We start from the raw sequence: 18,692 nt of genomic DNA, 5'->3' as shown, positions 1-18,692 counted from the left end.
AATATTTATTCTCGTTAATAGAATCGCTCACAATACTCAATTGAATATGTCGGCGGACTAATCCAGCCAAAAATCACAGATTTTTGTCGTTCAACAGCGCGCAACGCGATGCTTTGCATAAAACGCTTGTTTCACCCACCCTTGGGCACCATTCATTTCAATATTTATTCTCGTTAATAGAATCGCTCACACTACTCAATTGAACGTGTCGGCGGACTAATCCAGCCAGATTCATCAGCTATTACAGTCCAATTCGACCTATACCTGTTTGCTGACGTTTGTCGTGTCGACGCTTATCAGTCGCGCCAATCATTTCTCGAAATCGCTTTGTTATTTGGATGAACTACTTCTTCCAACAATGTTTCCTATCGCGTTAATTTTCAGAGGTTTTCCGTTTTTACACGCTAAGTCCTCGGCGTATTGCAAAATATACGGCCTGGTGACCCGTGATACCTTTGTTTAATCTAATCAGCTTCAATTTTTTCACCTGACAGATATATTTAAACCCACGTAAAGCGGGGTAGTAATATGCAGGTTAATACAGATCTAACAAAACAGGATTACATGAATGCGTACAAAGAGTTGGTAACATTTTTGTGCCATCAGCCCGTCATTGCCGGCGGATTAGCGCTTTTATGTATCGGCGTCTCTGTCGTACCATTTGCGGCATTTCCATTGAAGATGGCGGCTTTTGCCTTACTTATTTGCTTGTCTGTAGCCGTGGTTACCACACAGTACCGTACGGGCTCGCTTAAAGGATTATTAAAGGAGTTGGCATTTCAGCAAAAAATCATTTTGTCAGTAATGCTTGGAGTAACAATTTTAAGCTGGGCCGGGTATGCGGCGGCAGGTATAGTACTTGAGTTTGAAGTTATACAGCTTGCATCAGCAGGTGACACAACCAGTGCTGGCGAGTCGATGAATGGCGTTGCTGTCGGTGGAATCATTATGGCCGCTAGCGCAATTTGTGTCAGTCAGATTTTACCTTTGGTACTGACTTATTTTTGTCACGGGCTGGGGCTGTCACGCCAGCAAGGTGAGCAGATTTGGCAACGATTATTACTTAATCACAAGTCTTTTCTGGCATTTATGCCGGTTGCTCAGTTTGTTCCCGCAGGTATCTTTTTCAACATCGATTGCAGTGCACCGTTTCTGCTGGCAGGCGCTCTGTACTCAACGTTCATTTTCTTTATTATATTCAATATTCAGCCGTCAGCACCACAACGCTCGCAAGCCCTTGACTTAGTGGGCCAGCATTAATTAGCCAGAACAGCAGGCTATTTGGCCTGCTGACAAACCTGTTGATAATCAACAACCACGACTTTGTAAATGTCTGCTGCTTGCTGCGCGGCCTTTGAAACCAACGCATTTTCCAGCTGACCAAGATGTTGATGCATACGATCAGCGCCCACTTCACCGGCACTGCCTTTAAGTGCATGGGCTGCCGCCCGGGCTTCCTCCAGTCTGCCTTGCTGAATATTGTCGCGTATGGCTGTTAAATGCGTTTCTGCCTGTTCGAAAAATATTTTCAAAATCCGGTTTAACAAGGCTTCATTGTTCATCAGGCGCTGAAGGGCGCTTTGTCTATTCCATACAGGTGCCGGGCTTTGATCAACATGGTCACTCATTATTCGTACACCAGCCTGTTTCTGCCTGAATTTTTGGCACTGTATAAGTATTTATCGGCTTCATTAATAACCTCGAACGGGTCTTTTGATTCGCCGGGTTCATACATTGACAGCCCCATACTAACGGTTACTTCACCGACATCTGACTTAATGTGTGGTATGTGCAACTGCCTGACAGTCTCCAGTATCCTTTGGCATACAACAACTGCTCCTTGCTGTGTGGTGTTAGGCATTAAAATAAGAAACTCTTCACCGCCCACGCGTACCAGCTGGTCCATGGGCCTTAACATAGCGCCATTGATCGCTTTTGCCAGTCGGCAAAGACATTTGTCGCCAGCCAGATGGCCGTATTCATCATTAAACCGCTTAAAAAAATCAATATCGAAAATCGCAATGGCCAGAGGTTTTACTTCGCGGTCGCATTCCTTGACGATGAAAGGCAGGCGTTCATCCAGATAATGGCGATTAAAGGCCCCGGTAAGCCGATCCGTATAGATAAGTTGTTCCAGCAAGTCCGCTTTTAACTTATGAGATAACTGGGACTTTACACGGTTACGAAAGGTAGTGGCGTTGATGGGTTTTGTGACAAAATCCACACCTCCTGATTCCCAGCACTTTTCCTGCTCTTCATCGCTGTCAGAGCTGGTGACAAACATCACAGGGATACCCGCCGTTTTGGCATTGCTGCGAAGGGCCTGGCATAATTCCCGGCCACTCATTTCAGGCATGCTGACATCGCTTACTACTAAATCAGGTAGCTGAGCAAGACAAAAGTCTAACGCTTCGTTGGCCCCGGTCACAGCATGAGAATGTGTAATATCTTCCAGCAAGCTTGTCATAATCAGACGGCTGGTAGGCTGGTCATCGACGATCAGCACGGTACAGTCTGCGATTGTCTGCTCGGCATTTTGTCTTAATAACAACGGGTATTCCTCATCTGCAATGCTTCACTGGTGTATCAAGTGAACGGCCTTAATTAGGCACGTTTTTAACAGTGAAGCTTGCACTCTATATAAAAATAACCGCTTTTCAAACAAAAAGTGGTTATCTGAAGGTGTACCTACGTTTTAGCCAAATACGCGTTATCAAAAAAGCTGCATTGCTAAAATGACATACAGCGCGGCAGTCGCCAGCCAGCCGGCCAGAAAAAAGTAACTCCTCGGGCTGGGATTTTTATTAGTGGCGATGGCGTAATAGAGTGCCATATGAATAATTCTGGCCAGCGCGTATGTCCAGGCCAGGCCCCCCAGAAGTGCAGCATCCACGCCGACAAACATGGAAAGAAGTGCAGGTAATACAAAGAGCGATAAATTTTCCAGCGAGTTATGAAAGGTACGATGGGAGCGAAAAATAAATGATTCATGACCCAGCGAATCATCCAATTTTCCCGGCACGGCATTTTTTGCTTTACCGTGAGCGGCGGCAGCCACAAAATTTTGAATAAAAACGGTCAGTAGAATTAACCACAGACCCGTGATAGTCCACCAATAACTTTCAATCATGATTATCCTTTTGATTCTGCTTATAAAGGGTTAAACGTGTTATGCCATGCAATAGTTTAGATAACGCTCCGCTTCCACCTAATTATTGAGCACGATCGCTGTAGCCGATAGTATTGGTCAGTGTGGCTACTTCGTCCATGTAAGCTCTCTGATTATCATTCATACGGATATTCTTTATCATCGTCAGATTCCTCAAAGTCGGATACAACTTTAGATCGTCCCACGCTAAGGTGTTGTCGTCTTGCGAAGGCAGACTGATCGGGGGTAATTCAGAGAGGGTCTTTTCAATGCTGGCCTGATAGATTTCAGAATTTTCCAGAGCGGTCGCAAAGCTCATACTCAGCTTTTTTTCTTTTTCCTGTTTGAAATAATCTCTGGCAGACTGTGTTGAAAATTCTGGTTGTTTTATCATGATGCAGCGAGGAAATACCATCGCGTTTATATCGTTAGCGATTGTATCAAGCGCTGTAATCTGCAAATCGTATTTTCTCTCATCGGAAAGGTAGCCTTGATCAGCCATGGATAACAGCTGCTGAATAATTTCATCGCTGCGGGATGTGGTGACACCATCTTCACGTTCAAGAATAGGGATGCCTTTATGATTGACCAGTCGCATGGCTGTCTCTTCGTCATCATTGAGTAAATAAACTTTCTGGTGGCGAATGTTTAAGTAATTGGCCACCATATCTGCTTTTACACAGAACGGACAGTGTTGATATTGATAGAGCGTAATCATGGGTGCTCCTGATGAGCCGGTCGAAGTGAAAAATGAGAAATAGCGTCTGTTGTTCAATGCCTACGGCGAAAAACCATTAACAGGGCAGTTTGGGGAGAAAAACTATTATGCCTGATATGCATTTGCTTGCCGCTTTTGTTGCTGCCACGCTGGTGCTTACCCTATCACCGGGCCCCTCCAATTTATATATCATGGCCTGCACGCTAAACAATGGTCCTCGCGCTGGTATAAACGCGGCCCTGGGCATGGCAATAGGCAGCTGTATCTATGTCATGCTTTCGGCTGTTGGCATGTCAGCACTGGTACTACATCACCCTGAGGTATTTGTAACGATTCAAGTATGTGGCGCGGTATATCTACTGTATCTTGGCGCAGTAACTTTGCATGGAGCGAGTGCTTCGTCGCATGCTGTAGCAAGCATTCCTTCCAAGCGCCATCTCATTCGCGAAAGTCTGACTGTTGAACTTACCAACCCTAAAACTATATTGTTTTTTATCGCTTTCTTACCACAATTCACCCATATGGGTAGCCTGAATATCTCACTTCAGTTTGCGCTTTTGGGCATGTTGTACACGGTTTTGGCGTTCGGATCAGATATCTTGATGGTGGCCATGACGAGCTGGTTTGGAAAAATGATTAATGCCAAAACATCACTGCGTTACTGGCAGGAAATACTGGCGGGGAGTGTATTGTGTATATTGGGGATTACGCTAATCGGCCAGGAAATAATAGCATTAATCAAATAACTTCTTAGTGGCACCGTGGTCACTGCAGAACAGCATATCTGCAGTGTGGTGACGCATACGATACTTAGTAACTATTGTCAGACTGATTAGTCGGCAACAAAACAGCATCTATAGCATGGATGACGCCGTTGGAAGTTTGTACATCAGCTTTGATCACTTTTGCCTCATTGATCATCACCGTTTCACCATCTACTGAAATATTCAGTTCAGTACCTTCCAGTGAAGTTGCTGAGTCCATGTCCATAACATCGGCAGCTAGTACCTTACCTTCCACCACATGGTAAGTAAGAATATCAACTAATTTTGCTTTGTTTTCTGGCTTAAGTAATTTATCCAGCGTTCCTTCAGGAAGCGCTTCAAAAGCTTCGTTGGTGGGTGCAAAAACAGTCAGGTTGCCTGAATCTTTCAATGTATCGGCGATGCCGGCTGCCTGTATTGCCGATACCAGTGTTGAAAACTGATCATTAGCTTTTGCAGTGGCTACGATATCTTTTAAGTCATCTTTTTTGTGGTGATTTGCCAATGATGGCGCGGCAAGGGTAAGGGCGCTTATTGTCAGGGCGGCGCCTGCTACATAAGACATTTTCATAATATGCTCCAGAATAATTAGGTTTTACTACCAAATGCCAGATAGTTACGTGGAGCACTATCAGAAAGATTATGAACATTTATTAACCACTGTGTCTATACTCATAGAGTGTGCTTGTAAGGTGAGGCCAGGAAAGGCTCGGGAGGCAACGATGAGCCGTTTGAGTAAAATGCGAATTATCGCTCTGGCGATATTGTGTGGGGGCTGCGCTCAGCATCCTGGCGTGGTGGAGCAGCAGGCTTCTGACAACCTGCTCAGAGAAGATTTGTTTCCGGCGTATATGCTAAAGCCCGTAGAATCAGGCCAGGAAATATTCGCTCTCACGCCTCAGGCTCAGTCATTTGTTGAGAACACCCAATCCAAAGCAAAAAACCAGCGAGAAAAGATCAGGCAGCTTATCGAGCAGATTTTCGATCATGCTGCGCTGGGAGTGACTTATCGAGGTACAGCAAATACCAATGCCAGTGCGACATTTGAAAATAGTGTAGCGAACTGCCTGTCTTTATCCATAATGACCTATGCAATGGCACGACATGCTGGACTTTCACCGCAGTTTTATCAGGTAGATATTCCGGAATACTGGACACGCAGGGAAGGTGTGAATTTGCTGAACGGGCATATAAATTTACGAATCAGCCCGGCCAGGGCACATAATGACCTGATTTTTGCTGAGGCATTTGCTGATGTGGACTTCGATCCCCAGGATATGCGGGCCGGCTTTAGCCGGCACCCGATTTCCAAACAACGCGTCATTGCTATGTTTTACAATAACAAAGGCGCAGATGCGCTGCTGGCAAACAGTTACAGCGATGCCTATCGGTATTTTCGGGCAGCGGTTACTACCGAGCCTTCTTTCTCACAGGGGTGGGTTAATCTAGGTGTCCTCTACCGTCGACTGGGAGAAAACAGGTCTGCACTGGCAAGCTACCACAAAGCGTTGGAATACAATCCGCGGCATTTGACTGCTTGGGAAAATCTGGCAATTTTATACAAAGCAACGGGTCGGGCCGCCGAAGGTGACGAGATCCTGGCGAAACTGGACCGAGAGCGCAACGCCAACCCGTTTTATCATATGATGCTTGGTGAAGAAGCGCTGGCGAGAAAGTTACCCCGACAGGCATTGCGGCACTTTCAAGAAGCTGTGCGACGTGACAGGTATCAACATGAAATCTATCATGGTCTGGCTAAGGCGTATCTGGCCCTGGGTAATGACGTAAAAGCACAAAAGTTTCTGGCCAGAGCCAGAAAGCTTGCTATCGGAGATGATATAAAAACACGTTATGAGAGCAAACTTCTGGCATTGAGGTCGTTGTGATAAGTACTTCAAAACAGGGCATGAATTCATGGCCCCTTAATTAGATTACACCAAGCTCTTTCAGCCGCTCTTGCAGGTACGAACCAGCAGTATGGCGTTCCGAGAGTTGCACATCAGGACGGGGGTGCAAAAACAGAGGCAAGGAAATCCGTGACTTCGTCATATCCGCATCTTCTGGATTGATTACACGATGTGAGGTGGATGGAAAGTGGCCGCCAGACGCTTCCTGCAACATATCACCGATATTGACTACCAAATTACCAAAATCACAGGGCACATCCAGCCAGGTGCCGTCTTTTAGCTGGACCTGCAGACCTGGTTCGTTGGCAGCCGGCAAAATTGTAATTAGATTTATGTCTTCGTGGGCTGCTGCCCGAATAGCATCGGGTTCTTCGTCACCACTTAGTGGCGGGTAGTGCAAAACACGTAATAGAGTTTGATCACTTTGCTCGATCATTTTCGACAGCGGCTGGCTGTAGTGTTTGCTGACATCTTCGGGTGAGTATTCTTCAATCCACGACAATAATTCGCGGGCAAGATCATTAGCTGCTTTGTAATAGTCAGCAAGCTGCTGTCTGAGATGGTCCGGACACTGGCCCCAGGGATAAAAATGAAAATATTCTTTGATATCTTTTTTGGTAAATCCCTTTGCTGTTTCAGAGACACTCTGGGGGAAAAAGCCATCCTGAGTGCCTTTGTTGTACACATACTTGTGCTTCTCTTCACTATCAAAAAAGGCCTGCCATGCCGCGTAAATGTCGGTGACTACAGACTGTTGGATAGGGTGATTTTTAAGTACGCCGAAACCTGTCTCGCGAAGTGATTCGACAAATTCTTTTTTAGCATTTTCGGACGTGTAATCAACAGCAATTAATTGCATAACTGTATCCTGTAAAGCAAGGAAGGTTAATAAGGTTATCCCAATATACAAAAACGGCGACATTATGTCGCCGTTTAAAACGGGCTGTTAAAATAAAGCTGATTATATTGTTCAGTTATTCCGCGCGCCTAGCCCAGGGATAAAAAGAACCCGGCCAGTGCGGCGCTCATCAAATTAGATAGCGTAGCAGCGACTACCGCTTTTAACCCTAGCGAGGCAATTTCCTTACGCCGGGTAGGTGCCATCGCACCTATGCCACCCATCAAGATGGCAATGGACGAAAAGTTAGCAAACCCACATAATGAGAATGTCACAATGGCTTGCGAGACGGGAGACAATGCGTCCTGATTCGCCACATAATCAAGGTAGGCGACAAATTCATTGACCACGACTTTCTGACCAATAAAACTGCCCACCAGCTGTGCCTCATTCCATGGCACGCCAAGTACCCATGCAAGCGGTTGCAACAAATAGCCAAGAATTCCCTGGAAAGAAACGGATTCATAACCAAATAGCTCGCCGGTCCAGCCTATAATGCCATTTAACATCGCAATGAGTGCCACAAAAGCTAACAACATGGCTCCCACATTTAATGCCAGCTGCAAGCCGGATGCTGCACCACTGGCCGCTGCATCAAAGACATTAGCATAATCGGTGTCTTCTGCTTTGATGTCGGTCAACTCATCGTTGGCTTCTTTGGTTTCCGGCAACATTATCTTGGCCATTAACAAGCCACCCGGAGCAGCCATAAAACTGGCGGCTAACAAGTATTTTAATTCGACGCCCATAGCGGCGTAGCCGGCCATCACTGAGCCGGCAATGGAAGCCAGACCACCTACCATTATGGCAAACAACTCAGAACGCGTCATGTGCGGAATGAAGGGGCGTACCACTAATGGCGCTTCAGTTTGTCCTACAAAAATATTGGCTGCAGCAGACATGGATTCGGGGCGGCTGGTTTTGAGCAGTTTTTGCAATAATCCGCCAATAAGACGAATCACCCAGCGCATGATCCCCAGATAATAAAGTACAGCAATCAGTGAAGAGAAGAAGACAATGACTGGCAATACATTAAACGCGAAGATAAAGCCAAGACTCTGATTACCCACTGGGCCGAAAATAAAATCGATGCCTTCCTGGCTGTAGCCAATGATATTTCCGACAAAAATAGTGACGCCATGAAGAAACTGAATACCGGGTTCAAAATATAAAATGAATGCGCCGATCAAAGCCTGAACAGCGAAGGCTCCGCCTACTGTGCGCCAACTGATGCTGCGTTTAGCTGAAGACATTAAAAATGCAATGCCGAGCAGGCAGACAATGCCCAGTAAACTAACCATAGTAGGGGTCCCTTTTTATTATAATAGCGCTTGTTGAATATGAGACTTTATAACATCCAGCGCAATTTGGTTTTTACCGCCCTGGGTAACAACGACGTCAGCTGTAAACCGGCTTGGTTCAATAAACTGATGATACATTGGTTTCACCGTCGTTTCATATTGATTGGCTACTGACTCAAGGGTTCTGCCGCGCTCTCTGACATCACGCATCATGCGTCGCATCAGACATATATCCAGCGGAGTATCAATAAAGATTTTCACATCAAACAGCGGTAGCAATTCAGGCCGGGCCAGCAACATTATACCCTCAAGAATAATCACGGGTGCCGGCATGAGCCGTTCCGTCTCTGGTAATCTGGTGTGGGTTTTAAAGCAATAATGTGGGTAAGCGATCGCTTCGCCTTCACGCAGCGCCTGCAAATGAGCCTTTAACAATTCATGTTCGAAAGCGTTGGGATGATCATAATTATTTTTTTCTCGCGCCTCCATCGGTAAATGGTCCTGAGCACGATAATAATGATCTTCACGCAAAATCTGCACAGGCTGACCCTGCACCGAGAATGCTTTAAGCAAATTTTCGGTAAAAAGTGACTTGCCGGAACCTGAGGCACCGGATATAGCAATAATTAATGGAGACTGCATAACAATAGGGGGCTGTTTTTCCTGACGCAAAGATACGCAATTGGCGCGTACGAATCAATCTTAAGTTGGTATTTATCTCACAGTGGCTCAGTTTTTGAATCATGCCCGCCAACTCGTCCAGGCAGCAGTTAAGCCGGATTGATGCTTTTAGTTGCCAATGATTTCAATATCTTGCAGGCTGATGTTTGTTAGTGCAAAAGAGTGTTGTTTAGACCGTGATCCTTCCCCCTGGGCGCGAGGGGGATAGAATTTGTCTTTCGCATCGGCGAAGGGTGCGAAGACGTCCTCCAGAGTTGAGCGGATTTCACTCAAAGTCTTGTCCAGGTTCGCATTGAAATCCGGGCGCTTGCGCTTGGTATGTCCTAACTCAATAAGACGACTGAAAACCCCGTTAGCCATGGTTGTTAGTTCCTGGGGAATATCACTATGGTGCAGAAGTTTTGTATCAGGGTGTTCAATGCAATATTTAACCAGCGCAACATAAAAACAAAATGGCTTGTTCTGCATCGTGGCCTCGCGTTCATCCACCCCATTGCGGATCGTTTTGCGGGTAAGATCGATAACCAGATGCGGCACAATAATGTTGGCGATATCTTCTTGTTCAGTGGCAATTCGCCGTTTTTTGTTTTGTCTTATCCTAATAATCACAGGGGTGACGGCGATAGTCGCGATTAATGCAAGCACACTGAAAGAAGGTGCATGCCACCACGGCGCTGTGGCGATCCGTAGTTCTAGTTGCTGTTCTGCGGTTTCCATAGTAATGGTGGAAATACTATGGTTGGGAACTGTTTCCTCATAAACCGCTTTCACACCCTGAAGTGAGGCAACCTGCACCGGATAGCCAGCCTTTTTTATCGCCTGATTAAGTCTTTGAATATACCTTGCAACTTCACCGCGGTCGACCGGCGTTCCCAACAGCTTATTACCAACATCAAGGTAAGCAGAGTCCAGGCTGACGCGACGCTCAATCTGATCAACCGCGCGGTGTACAGAGATATACGTACCCAATGACTGACCAATGCCTATTGCAGACTGAAATGCTACAAATAATAGTAACGCTATGCCCGAAATCTTAAGCCATTGCATGATGTTCCCGGCTGATTCAAATTGCTTCATTAGGGCACCTGTCAATAAGATCAATATTTTGATAGTAGCTGTTACTACTTGCTTTAGCGGTATCGGTAATGGCACTTTGCAGCGCACAGCGTAAATCCGTGTTGCGGGTTTGCATTTTTAAATACCAGCGCATGCCACTGACATCTTTATCTAAGGCGGTAATATAACTGCGTGACAGAGACTGTTCGTCCTCTTCGGCCCAGTAGGAACCAATTAAATCAACCTCACCAGATAACAATGCTTTTCGCAATTCGCCATGAGAACTGTAGTGACTGAGTGAAACATTCTCATCATTGAGTCCCAGTGACTGTAGTGTCGTTTTCGGAATGATGTAGCCAGAGCGACTACTGGGGTAATCCAGAATACCAATTCGCTTGCCAATTAAATATTCTTTGGTCAACTGAGGTTTCTCGCGCAGCGCGATAAAATAAGCACTGTAATTATCATGCGCAGCAATTACCTCATAATCGTAAATAAGATTTGCCCTGAATGCTTCGATAACATTGCTTTTTACCAGCGCTAAATCAGCTACACCGTGGTTGATATAGCGAAACGTATCATAATCATTATGCCCAACTATGAGTCGAACTGTGCCGAATTGCCTTGCAACCACAGGGTTGCTACATAGCGAGTTCCGTAGTGAGTTGGCGACAGCATTTTCTGTAAGATAAACAGTAAGAAAGTCTTTATTGGTAGAGAGTTCGTCGCTACAGGTTAAAAATTGGCCAATCTGTGGTGTGACAGGAGAAATAGCGACTATGCGCGAAAAAAAACCAGCGACCAGACATAATCCGGCGACGACAGCTATCAGTGCAGATTTTCTAACTTTAAACATGTGAAATTGCAAAACGAGCCAGTTTTTTAGTTTTATTTATAGAGCTGATTTGACCAGTTAAGCTTATTTAATGCAATAGGTAATCTTATTTTAAACAGGTAAGATTTTGATTTTAAATAAGATATTACGAATAAATTTGAATGTTAACAAACGCTGTTTATTAGATGTTCATAGGGTAAGAATAGCGCCCGCCTTCAATGAGTATGAACAGGCGCTGGTGGATTGTGGGAATGTCGGTTCGTGTGAAACATATACGAGTTATAAAGATATCGCCCGACATATATATACGTAATAAAAATAAAAAAGTGTCATATATTTGCAACATTCCTGCTTAACAATCTGCCGCGATCACATTCAACACATGGGTTATGAAGTCAGTCCGCTGATAGGTAATACCTTTTATATAAGAAATAAGGGAAACACACATGATCTCTAAATCTAAGTTCAGTCGCGTTGCGGTCGCGGTGGCGTTGTCAGTAGGCATGTCCTCTGCAGCAATGGCACAGGAAACCGCTTCTGCACTTAAAGGTCGAATCACTACACCAACCGGTACACCTGCTACGGGCACCTCTGTAACAGTTACTCACGTACCGTCAGGAACAACGCGAGAAGTGATCGTCGGTGATAATGGCACATTTAATTTACGCGGTTTGCGAGTTGGTGGTCCTTATCGAATCGTTGTTGATTCTGATACCTACCAGGATACAACTATCAACGATGTGTACATCAACCTGGGTGACCCCTATGGCCTTGAGCTAACGCTTGAAGAGCCGACCGATGTAGAGGTTATTTCAGTAAGCGGCAGCGCGATGACTGCACAATATTTTGGTAGTACCGGTCCGCAAACTGTTTTTGGTCTGGAAGATTTAGAAAATGCACCGGCTATTAACCGTAGTATTACGGATATCGTACGTGCCGATCCACGTGTTTTTGTTGATGAAAGCTTCAATGATGCAATCAGCTGTGGTGGTTCAAGCCCTCGCTTTAATAGCCTGACGCTCGATGGTATTCGAATGAATGATGCATTCGGCCTGAACAGCAACGGTTACCCGACTGAGCGTATGCCTTTCCCTTATGACGCGATTCAGCAAGTTGCGGTTGAGCTGGCCCCGTTTGATGTAGAGTACGGCGGCTTCACAGCCTGTAACATTAACGCGGTTACCAAATCTGGAACCAACGAAATTCACGGTGGCGTGTTCTTCGATTATACCAACGACTCATTACGTGGAGACACTGCTGGCGGGGTTGAGCAGGACAACGGTAACTACAATGAAAAACGTTATGGCTTTAATATTGGTCTGCCATTAATTGAAGACAAACTTTTCTTATTCACAACTTACGAAAAGCTGGAAGGTGTACAGCTGTTCAACTATAACGGGTTGAACTCGCGTATCTCTCAGGAAGATGCAGATTCTGCTGCTGAAATAGCACAGCGCGTGTATGGCTATGACGTGGGCGGCCTGCCTGGTTCATCACCCATCGAAGATGAGAAGCTATTGATCAAACTGGATTGGAACATCAATGCCAATCACCGTGCTTCCTTAGTCTATAACTGGAATGATGGTGGCAGTATCAGCCAATCTGATGCCGATTCAGATGAATTACCATTTAGTAACCACTTCTACGAGCGCGGCGCAGAATTTGAAACCTTTGTGGCGTCTGTATTCTCGGACTGGACACCTGACTTTGCGACCGAATTACGCGTGGGTCATGCTAAGCTGGATAACCGACAGCAATCTCTTGATGAAGCATCAGGTTTTGCTGAAGTACAAATTGATACTCCAGATGGCGGCACTATTTACATTGGTCCGGATGATTCGCGTCAGTCAAATGATCTTAACTACGATGTGACTACGCTTAAACTGGCCGGTACTTACTATCTGGGCGAGCACACACTTACAGCAGGTGTTGAATACGAAAAAACTGACGTGTTCAACCTGTTCATGCAGCATACTGTCGGTGAATATCGCTTCGATACATTAGCGGATTTTGAAGCTGGCCGTCCAGACCGCATTTATTACAATAACTCAGCGGGTACCAATAACCCTGATGATGCCGGGGCATCATTCTCTTACGACGTAGCAACGTTTTACGTCCAAGATGAGTTTTACGCTACTGACGACTTAAAAGTAAAAGTTGGTCTGCGTTACGACACGTATGGCTCTGATGATACACCACGCCTGAATGAGAATTTCCAGGAGCGTTATGGCTTTGCTAACACTGCTAACGTTGATGGCATCAGTCTACTGCAGCCGCGTCTTGGCCTGACCTACACGGTTAACGACGATCTTGAACTGCGCGGTGGTATTGGTCTGTATTCAGGCGGTAATCCTAACGTATGGATTTCTAACGCCTACTCCAATGACGGTGTTACTAATATCGGTACACGTGAAGGCGATATCCCTGGTTGGGTAAGTGGCGAAAGCTCATTATTTGACACACCATTGTCTGGTAATGGTCAACCTATTTACGATATCCCTCAGGCGCTGTTTGATGAAGTGGCAAATACCAGCCTTACCGATGGTGATGGCCAAACTAACGCCACTGACCCTGACTTCGATATTCCGTCTGAATGGAAATACGCGTTTGGTGCGACCTATTTAGCGCCATATGAGTATGTAGTAACAGCTGATGTTATCTACACAGATCGTCAGGATTCTGCAATTATCCGCGATGCGAACATTCAATACAGCGGCGAAACACGTTTTGATGGCCGTCCAATTTATGAACAAGTTGATCCTGAACGTCGCGTAGCCCAGGATTTTGTACTGGGTAACGTTAATCAGGGCGATGGTGATTCAATCATCTTCTCACTGGGTGTAAATAAAGACTGGCAGAATGGTCTGCAGGGTTCATTGTCTTATGCGTATGTTGATGCAGAAGATGCCAATCCAATGAACAGCGCAGTAGCGTTTTCTAACTATTCGAATTTTGCTACTAGCGATATTAACAATCCGGCAGCCGCTACTTCAGATTATGCTGTAGGCAATCGCTTTAACCTGTCATTGAGCTATACACACGAGTTCTTTGACGGTTACAACACGCGCTTTAATCTGTTTGCCACTGCTAACGAAGGTAAGCCATTCTCTTACGTTTATGGCAATAATGATGCATTCCCTTGGGATGATGCGCGTTCACGTCAGCTTCTGTATATTCCAGAGGTTAATGATGCAAATGTGGTCTTTGTTGACAGCGTAGATGACGATGGAAATGTTGTGCAAACAGCCGAGGCAGCTGAAGCTGATTTCAATGCATGGGTGGATAGCAACGGCTTTACCCGTGGCGAAACGCTTAACCGTAACAGCGAAACCGCTGACTGGTGGGTAAAAGCAGATATTCGTATCTCGCAGGAACTACCAGGCTTTATGGATGATCATAAAGCGAATGCCTTCATTCTGGTTGAAAACTTCACCAACCTGCTGAACGATGACTGGGGTGATTTCCGTCAGGGTTCTTTTGTGGGTGATTCGGTTGTAGAAGCTGACTTTAACGAACAAGGTCAGTATGAATACAGTGCATTTAGTGCGCCAGAACAAAATCTGGAACGTGGACCTTCGCTTTGGGAAGTTCGCGTAGGTATCAGCTACAACTTCTAAGAAGTATAAAACAGTAGTTAAAAGGCCGTGTCCGGTGGGATACGGCCTTTTTTATGCCTGACCTTTAATAAGTGGTTATTATTCCAGGCTTCTCTGGATTGCCGACGATGTTCTACGCCTGCCTGAATTATTGGCTCTATTTCGAGCAAACACATTGCCCTATTCGTTTTCTTTTTAAATCAAATAAACTCTGACCGGCTTCCTGCAGTATTAACTTTACTACTTCAACTAAGGAGAAACTTTGTGTCTAAACGTATACTGATGGTGATGACCTCCCACGATATTATGGGCGATTCGGGCAAAAAAACCGGTATCTGGCTGGAAGAGTTTGCTTCACCGTATTACGCATTTGTCGACGCAGGCTACACCATTACGCTGGCCTCTCCCATGGGCGGAGAAGTACCTATTGATCCGATGAGTCTTGAAAAAGATGCCTTAACAGACGATACCGAGCGCTTTTCAGAAGATAAGAATGCTGCATCTGCACTGGCTTCAACTATTCCGCTTAAAGATGTCAAAGCGGATGAGTTCGATGGGGTATTTTATCCTGGTGGGCATGGTCCGCTGTGGGATTTGTCGGATAATGCAGATTCCAAGGCGCTTATTGAGGCAATGCTGCATACCGGAAAGCCAGTGGCGGCAGTGTGTCATGCACCGATTGTGCTGAAAAATGTAAAAGACACCAATGGTGACTCGTACATTAAAGGTCGCTCTGTGACGGGTTTCACAAATTCAGAAGAAGACGCTGTAGGTCTGACTGACGTGGTGCCTTACCTTGTGGAGGAAGAGCTGGTAAAAAACGGCGGTGAATTCACCAAAAAAGATGATTTTCAGCCATATGTCGTTGAATCGGGCCATTTGATTACCGGTCAAAACCCGCCATCATCTAAACCAGCCGCCGAGGCGATGATTAAAAAGCTGAGTTAACTACTCTTTGAAGGCCACATAGCGTGGCCTTTTTCTTAGACATTATCAAAAAGATCTTCGACCCGCTGACGTAGAGCTTCAATTTTGCTGACATCTGCAGGCGCAATAAAAATCGTATCGTCGCCAGCGATGGTGCCCAGCACCCCATCTTTGGTGCTCAAAGAGTCGAGCAGTCGAGCAATCAGCTGGGCAGCGCCCGGACTGGTTCTTATAATAACCATGACATTATTATGTACGATGTCCAGCACAAGCTGTTTCAATGGACTTTTCGCTGTCGGCATACCTAGCTCAGGGGGCAGGCAGTAAACCATGTCGCCACGGGCGTTACGGGTCCGTACAGCGCCAAATTTGCTGAGCATACGCGAGATTTTTGACTGGCTGATATTGTCGAAACCCTGCGCCTTAAGCGCCTCGACAATTTCGCCCTGGGAGCCATAACTCTCTGCTTTAAGAATTTCCTTGAACGCTTTGATAAGTTGTTCTTGTTTTTGATTTGCCATAGCGCCTGCTGTTTGTTGGTAGAATGGTCATGAAGAGGTATTATTGTGCCGTAAGGCTGGACTTTAGGCAATTTAATTGCATAATCATGCAACCAATTGCATACGAGATAAACAATTTTCCGGTTTGAGCTAAGACCATCCGGTAATTGTCTTTTTTTCGGCGTTGCTTTACGCTGACGCTGATTAACGTAAATTTCCAATAGGAGAAATCAAATGAAAATAGCCGTGTTAGGTGCTGCCGGTGGTATTGGTCAGGCGCTGTCACTGTTGTTGAAAACACAACTTCCGGCAGGCTCTGAACTTGCACTTTACGATGTAGCGCCAGTTGTCCCGGGTGTTGCCGTAGATTTGAGCCACATTCCAACTGCCGTTAAGGTTACCGGCCATGGAAAAGATGAGCTGGGCGATGCGCTGACAGGCTGTGATATAGTTTTAATTCCAGCCGGCGTACCACGTAAGCCAGGCATGGATCGTTCCGATTTGTTCAATATGAATGCCGGCATTGTTAAAGGCCTGGTTGAAGGTGTCGCTGAGCATTGTCCGAAGGCCTGTATAGGTGTTATCACGAATCCGGTGAATACCACAGTGGCCATTGCAGCTGAAACGCTTAAAGAAAAAGGTGTTTACGATAAAAACAAATTGTTTGGCGTGACTACCCTTGATGTTATCCGTTCAGAAGCGTTTGTGGCCGAGCTTAAAGATCTTGATCCGGCGAATGTTCATGTGCCAGTTATTGGCGGCCATTCAGGCACGACAATTCTGCCATTGCTATCTCAGGTTGAAGGCGTGAGCTTTACTGAGGAAGAAGTTGCCAGTCTTACCAAGCGCATTCAGAATGCGGGAACTGAAGTGGTTGAGGCCAAAGCGGGTGATGGATCGGCTACATTATCCATGGGTCAGGCAGCGGCACGTTTTTGTTTGTCGCTGGTGGCTGCGATGCAGGGCGAAAATGTGGTTGAATACACTTATGTGCAAACCGATGAGAGCGACGACGCTGCTTTCTTTGCTCACCCTGTACGCATGGGCGCAAATGGTGTGCAGGAAATCCTGCCATACGGTGAACTCAGCGACTTCGAGCAAAAAGCCAAAGATGACATGCTTGAAGGGCTGCGTGGCGATATCCAGACTGGTATCGATTTCGTGAACGGCTAAATCAATAGCAGCTGTTAATATAAACCGGGCGTTATAGCCCGGTTTTTTATTATCTTCACGAATTAACTTAAGTTTTCGTTATTTATCGTGTTTTAGCACAATACGATAGTGTGCCTTGCCGTCGCGCAAACGCTCGATTGCACTGTTTATATCATCAAACCCAAAGGTTTCCGTAACTGGTTCGATGTTGTGAAGTGCGGCAAACTCCAGCATCTTTTTAATAGTAGCGGGGCTTCCGACCGGAGAGCCTGATACCGAACGCTGTCCCATTATCAGACCAAATACGCCGATATCTAATGGTTCAAGCGTTGCACCTACAAAGTGTAAACGCCCCTTAGGGGCTAACGTGGCAATGTAGTCGTCCCAGTTTAATTTGACGTTTACCGTAGAGATAATCAGGTCGAAGCGTCCGGCCGCATCTTCCAGTGCTTTATCACTTCGGCTATCCAGAACGTGATGGGCACCTAGCTCTTTAGCTTCTTTCTGCTTTTCTTCACTGGAGGTAAACGCTGTGACTTCACAGCCCCACGCATTTAAAAACTGCAAGGCAATATGGCCCAGGCCACCGATACCAATTACCCCCACTTTAGCGGTCGGCGGGATATTAAATTCGGTAAGTGGGTTAAAAACCGTAATACCGCCGCAGAACAGCGGGCCGGCTACATCCGGATTGATAGAGTCAGGTAAAGGAATAACCGCCGTAGCCTGAGCCCGCACTCTGTCTGCAAACCCGCCGTGTCTGCCGGCAATGGTCATTTGTGCTGAGCCACACAGGTTGTGATCTCCTTCAAGACAGGTGTTACACTTATCACAATAGCTGGAATGCCACCCCAGGCCAACTCGCTGACCTTTTTCTAATGTAGTGACCTGGCTGCCTGTCTTGGCCACGCGGCCAATAACTTCATGACCCGGCACAAATGGGTATTCTGTTAATCCCCATTCATTATCCAGCATGCTGATATCACTGTGACATAACCCACAGGATTCTACTTCAATCTCAACCTCGTATTGTCCCAGTTCGCCGGGATCGTAGTCATATGCTTCAAGCTTTCCACCCGGTTCTTTGGCGGCATAGGCATTAATCATTTGCGTTTCCTTTTTTATTAGTTACTCACTATGTACCCGTGGGAACAGGCAAAAAGTTCATGAGCGGGGTGTAAAATAAAAAAAGCCGGCACTAAGGCCGGC

General features: G+C 45.9%; 18 protein-coding genes. 6 read left to right on the top strand and 12 right to left on the bottom strand.

Translation table 11 applies throughout. From position 1 onward, the window contains the following. Positions 1-528 precede the first annotated feature (528 nt). Positions 529-1,260 (top strand): hypothetical protein, encoded by a 732-nt coding sequence (locus tag F458_RS0112735; RefSeq protein ID WP_018983818.1) that lies wholly within the window; start codon positions 529-531, stop codon positions 1,258-1,260. A gap of 17 nt (positions 1,261-1,277) precedes the next feature. Here the strand turns inward: F458_RS0112735 and F458_RS19540 are convergent, their stop codons facing one another. From F458_RS19540 to grxB, 4 genes are all read right to left on the bottom strand, one after another. Further along, positions 1,278-1,628, bottom strand: coding sequence for an Hpt domain-containing protein (locus tag F458_RS19540; RefSeq protein ID WP_018983817.1), 351 nt, complete (start codon positions 1,626-1,628; stop codon positions 1,278-1,280). Next, positions 1,628-2,551, bottom strand: a complete 924-nt coding sequence (locus tag F458_RS0112725; protein ID WP_018983816.1) for a diguanylate cyclase — start codon at positions 2,549-2,551, stop codon at positions 1,628-1,630. The genes F458_RS19540 and F458_RS0112725 overlap by 1 nt, the downstream gene beginning before the upstream one ends. A 162-nt stretch (positions 2,552-2,713) precedes the next feature. Next, on the bottom strand, positions 2,714-3,130 hold the full coding sequence (locus F458_RS0112720; RefSeq protein WP_018983815.1) for an MAPEG family protein: 417 nt from the start codon (positions 3,128-3,130) through the stop codon (positions 2,714-2,716). 82 nt (positions 3,131-3,212) lie between these two features. After that, positions 3,213-3,866, bottom strand: coding sequence for a glutaredoxin 2 (gene grxB / locus F458_RS0112715; RefSeq protein ID WP_018983814.1), 654 nt, complete (start codon positions 3,864-3,866; stop codon positions 3,213-3,215). 107 nt (positions 3,867-3,973) lie between these two features. Here grxB and F458_RS0112710 point away from each other — a divergent pair, with 107 nt between their 5' ends. Beyond that, a complete protein-coding gene (locus F458_RS0112710; RefSeq protein WP_018983813.1) occupies positions 3,974-4,612 on the top strand; it encodes a LysE family translocator in 639 nt (212 codons plus the stop codon). Positions 4,613-4,676: 64 nt separating this feature from the next. Here the strand turns inward: F458_RS0112710 and F458_RS0112705 are convergent, their stop codons facing one another. Further along, entirely contained in the window at positions 4,677-5,201 is a 525-nt protein-coding gene (locus tag F458_RS0112705) for a fasciclin domain-containing protein (RefSeq protein WP_018983812.1), read from the bottom strand. A 151-nt stretch (positions 5,202-5,352) separates the two neighbouring features. On the opposite strand from F458_RS0112705, the gene F458_RS0112700 reads away from it, so the two are divergent. Beyond that, a complete protein-coding gene (locus F458_RS0112700; RefSeq protein WP_018983811.1) occupies positions 5,353-6,516 on the top strand; it encodes a tetratricopeptide repeat protein in 1,164 nt (387 codons plus the stop codon). A gap of 40 nt (positions 6,517-6,556) precedes the next feature. Here the strand turns inward: F458_RS0112700 and F458_RS0112695 are convergent, their stop codons facing one another. From F458_RS0112695 to F458_RS0112675, 5 genes are all read right to left on the bottom strand, one after another. Further along, positions 6,557-7,396, bottom strand: coding sequence for an isopenicillin N synthase family dioxygenase (locus F458_RS0112695; RefSeq protein ID WP_018983810.1), 840 nt, complete (start codon positions 7,394-7,396; stop codon positions 6,557-6,559). Between the two features lie 128 nt (positions 7,397-7,524). Beyond that, positions 7,525-8,736, bottom strand: coding sequence for a NupC/NupG family nucleoside CNT transporter (locus F458_RS0112690; protein ID WP_018983809.1), 1,212 nt, complete (start codon positions 8,734-8,736; stop codon positions 7,525-7,527). Positions 8,737-8,754: 18 nt separating this feature from the next. Further along, positions 8,755-9,378, bottom strand: a complete 624-nt coding sequence (gene udk / locus F458_RS0112685) for a uridine kinase (protein WP_018983808.1) — start codon at positions 9,376-9,378, stop codon at positions 8,755-8,757. A 147-nt stretch (positions 9,379-9,525) separates the two neighbouring features. Continuing rightward, positions 9,526-10,494, bottom strand: a complete 969-nt coding sequence (locus tag F458_RS0112680) for a hypothetical protein (protein WP_018983807.1) — start codon at positions 10,492-10,494, stop codon at positions 9,526-9,528. Continuing rightward, complete coding sequence (locus F458_RS0112675; protein ID WP_018983806.1) at positions 10,481-11,329, bottom strand: PhnD/SsuA/transferrin family substrate-binding protein; 849 nt, start codon at positions 11,327-11,329, stop codon at positions 10,481-10,483. Before F458_RS0112675 ends, F458_RS0112680 begins: the two co-directional genes overlap by 14 nt. A 425-nt stretch (positions 11,330-11,754) precedes the next feature. Between F458_RS0112675 and F458_RS0112670 the strand changes: the two genes are divergently transcribed. Beyond that, the gene (locus F458_RS0112670) at positions 11,755-14,925 is read left to right on the top strand and encodes a TonB-dependent receptor (RefSeq protein ID WP_018983805.1); all 3,171 of its coding nucleotides are present in this window, start codon (positions 11,755-11,757) and stop codon (positions 14,923-14,925) included. Positions 14,926-15,168: 243 nt separating this feature from the next. Next, positions 15,169-15,852, top strand: a complete 684-nt coding sequence (locus F458_RS0112665) for a type 1 glutamine amidotransferase domain-containing protein (RefSeq protein WP_018983804.1) — start codon at positions 15,169-15,171, stop codon at positions 15,850-15,852. Between the two features lie 35 nt (positions 15,853-15,887). On the opposite strand, the gene argR is transcribed toward F458_RS0112665, so the two are convergent. After that, positions 15,888-16,352 carry a transcriptional regulator ArgR gene (gene argR, locus F458_RS0112660; RefSeq protein ID WP_018983803.1) on the bottom strand — a complete coding sequence of 155 codons (465 nt, stop codon included), beginning with the start codon at positions 16,350-16,352 and terminating at the stop codon, positions 15,888-15,890. Between the two features lie 213 nt (positions 16,353-16,565). Here argR and mdh point away from each other — a divergent pair, with 213 nt between their 5' ends. Beyond that, positions 16,566-17,504 carry a malate dehydrogenase gene (gene mdh / locus F458_RS0112655; protein ID WP_018983802.1) on the top strand — a complete coding sequence of 313 codons (939 nt, stop codon included), beginning with the start codon at positions 16,566-16,568 and terminating at the stop codon, positions 17,502-17,504. Between the two features lie 78 nt (positions 17,505-17,582). On the opposite strand, the gene ahr is transcribed toward mdh, so the two are convergent. Beyond that, complete coding sequence (ahr, locus tag F458_RS0112650; RefSeq protein ID WP_018983801.1) at positions 17,583-18,590, bottom strand: NADPH-dependent aldehyde reductase Ahr; 1,008 nt, start codon at positions 18,588-18,590, stop codon at positions 17,583-17,585. Positions 18,591-18,692: the final 102 nt, after the last annotated feature.

Origin of the sequence: Salinimonas chungwhensis DSM 16280, from assembly GCF_000378185.1 — a bacterium.
GTDB lineage: Bacteria > Pseudomonadota > Gammaproteobacteria > Enterobacterales > Alteromonadaceae > Alteromonas > Alteromonas chungwhensis.
The sequence above is the reverse complement of the archived record's forward strand: the minus strand, read 5'-3'. Positions and strand labels throughout refer to the sequence as shown.

Excerpts from the sequence above, each read along its gene's own strand:
- udk (WP_018983808.1), bottom strand. The coding sequence starts at position 9,378 with ATGCAGTCTCCATTAATTATTGCTATATCCGGTGCCTCAGGTTCCGGC.
- F458_RS0112695 (WP_018983810.1), bottom strand. The coding sequence starts at position 7,396 with ATGCAATTAATTGCTGTTGATTACACGTCCGAAAATGCTAAAAAAGAA.
- F458_RS0112680 (WP_018983807.1), bottom strand. The coding sequence starts at position 10,494 with ATGAAGCAATTTGAATCAGCCGGGAACATCATGCAATGGCTTAAGATT.
- F458_RS0112720 (WP_018983815.1), bottom strand. The coding sequence starts at position 3,130 with ATGATTGAAAGTTATTGGTGGACTATCACGGGTCTGTGGTTAATTCTA.
- F458_RS0112670 (WP_018983805.1), top strand. The coding sequence starts at position 11,755 with ATGATCTCTAAATCTAAGTTCAGTCGCGTTGCGGTCGCGGTGGCGTTG.
- F458_RS0112735 (WP_018983818.1), top strand. The coding sequence starts at position 529 with ATGCAGGTTAATACAGATCTAACAAAACAGGATTACATGAATGCGTAC.
- ahr (WP_018983801.1), bottom strand. The coding sequence starts at position 18,590 with ATGATTAATGCCTATGCCGCCAAAGAACCGGGTGGAAAGCTTGAAGCA.
- F458_RS19540 (WP_018983817.1), bottom strand. The coding sequence starts at position 1,628 with ATGAGTGACCATGTTGATCAAAGCCCGGCACCTGTATGGAATAGACAA.
- F458_RS0112700 (WP_018983811.1), top strand. The coding sequence starts at position 5,353 with ATGAGCCGTTTGAGTAAAATGCGAATTATCGCTCTGGCGATATTGTGT.
- grxB (WP_018983814.1), bottom strand. The coding sequence starts at position 3,866 with ATGATTACGCTCTATCAATATCAACACTGTCCGTTCTGTGTAAAAGCA.
- F458_RS0112705 (WP_018983812.1), bottom strand. The coding sequence starts at position 5,201 with ATGAAAATGTCTTATGTAGCAGGCGCCGCCCTGACAATAAGCGCCCTT.
- F458_RS0112710 (WP_018983813.1), top strand. The coding sequence starts at position 3,974 with ATGCCTGATATGCATTTGCTTGCCGCTTTTGTTGCTGCCACGCTGGTG.
- F458_RS0112690 (WP_018983809.1), bottom strand. The coding sequence starts at position 8,736 with ATGGTTAGTTTACTGGGCATTGTCTGCCTGCTCGGCATTGCATTTTTA.
- F458_RS0112675 (WP_018983806.1), bottom strand. The coding sequence starts at position 11,329 with ATGTTTAAAGTTAGAAAATCTGCACTGATAGCTGTCGTCGCCGGATTA.
- mdh (WP_018983802.1), top strand. The coding sequence starts at position 16,566 with ATGAAAATAGCCGTGTTAGGTGCTGCCGGTGGTATTGGTCAGGCGCTG.
- argR (WP_018983803.1), bottom strand. The coding sequence starts at position 16,352 with ATGGCAAATCAAAAACAAGAACAACTTATCAAAGCGTTCAAGGAAATT.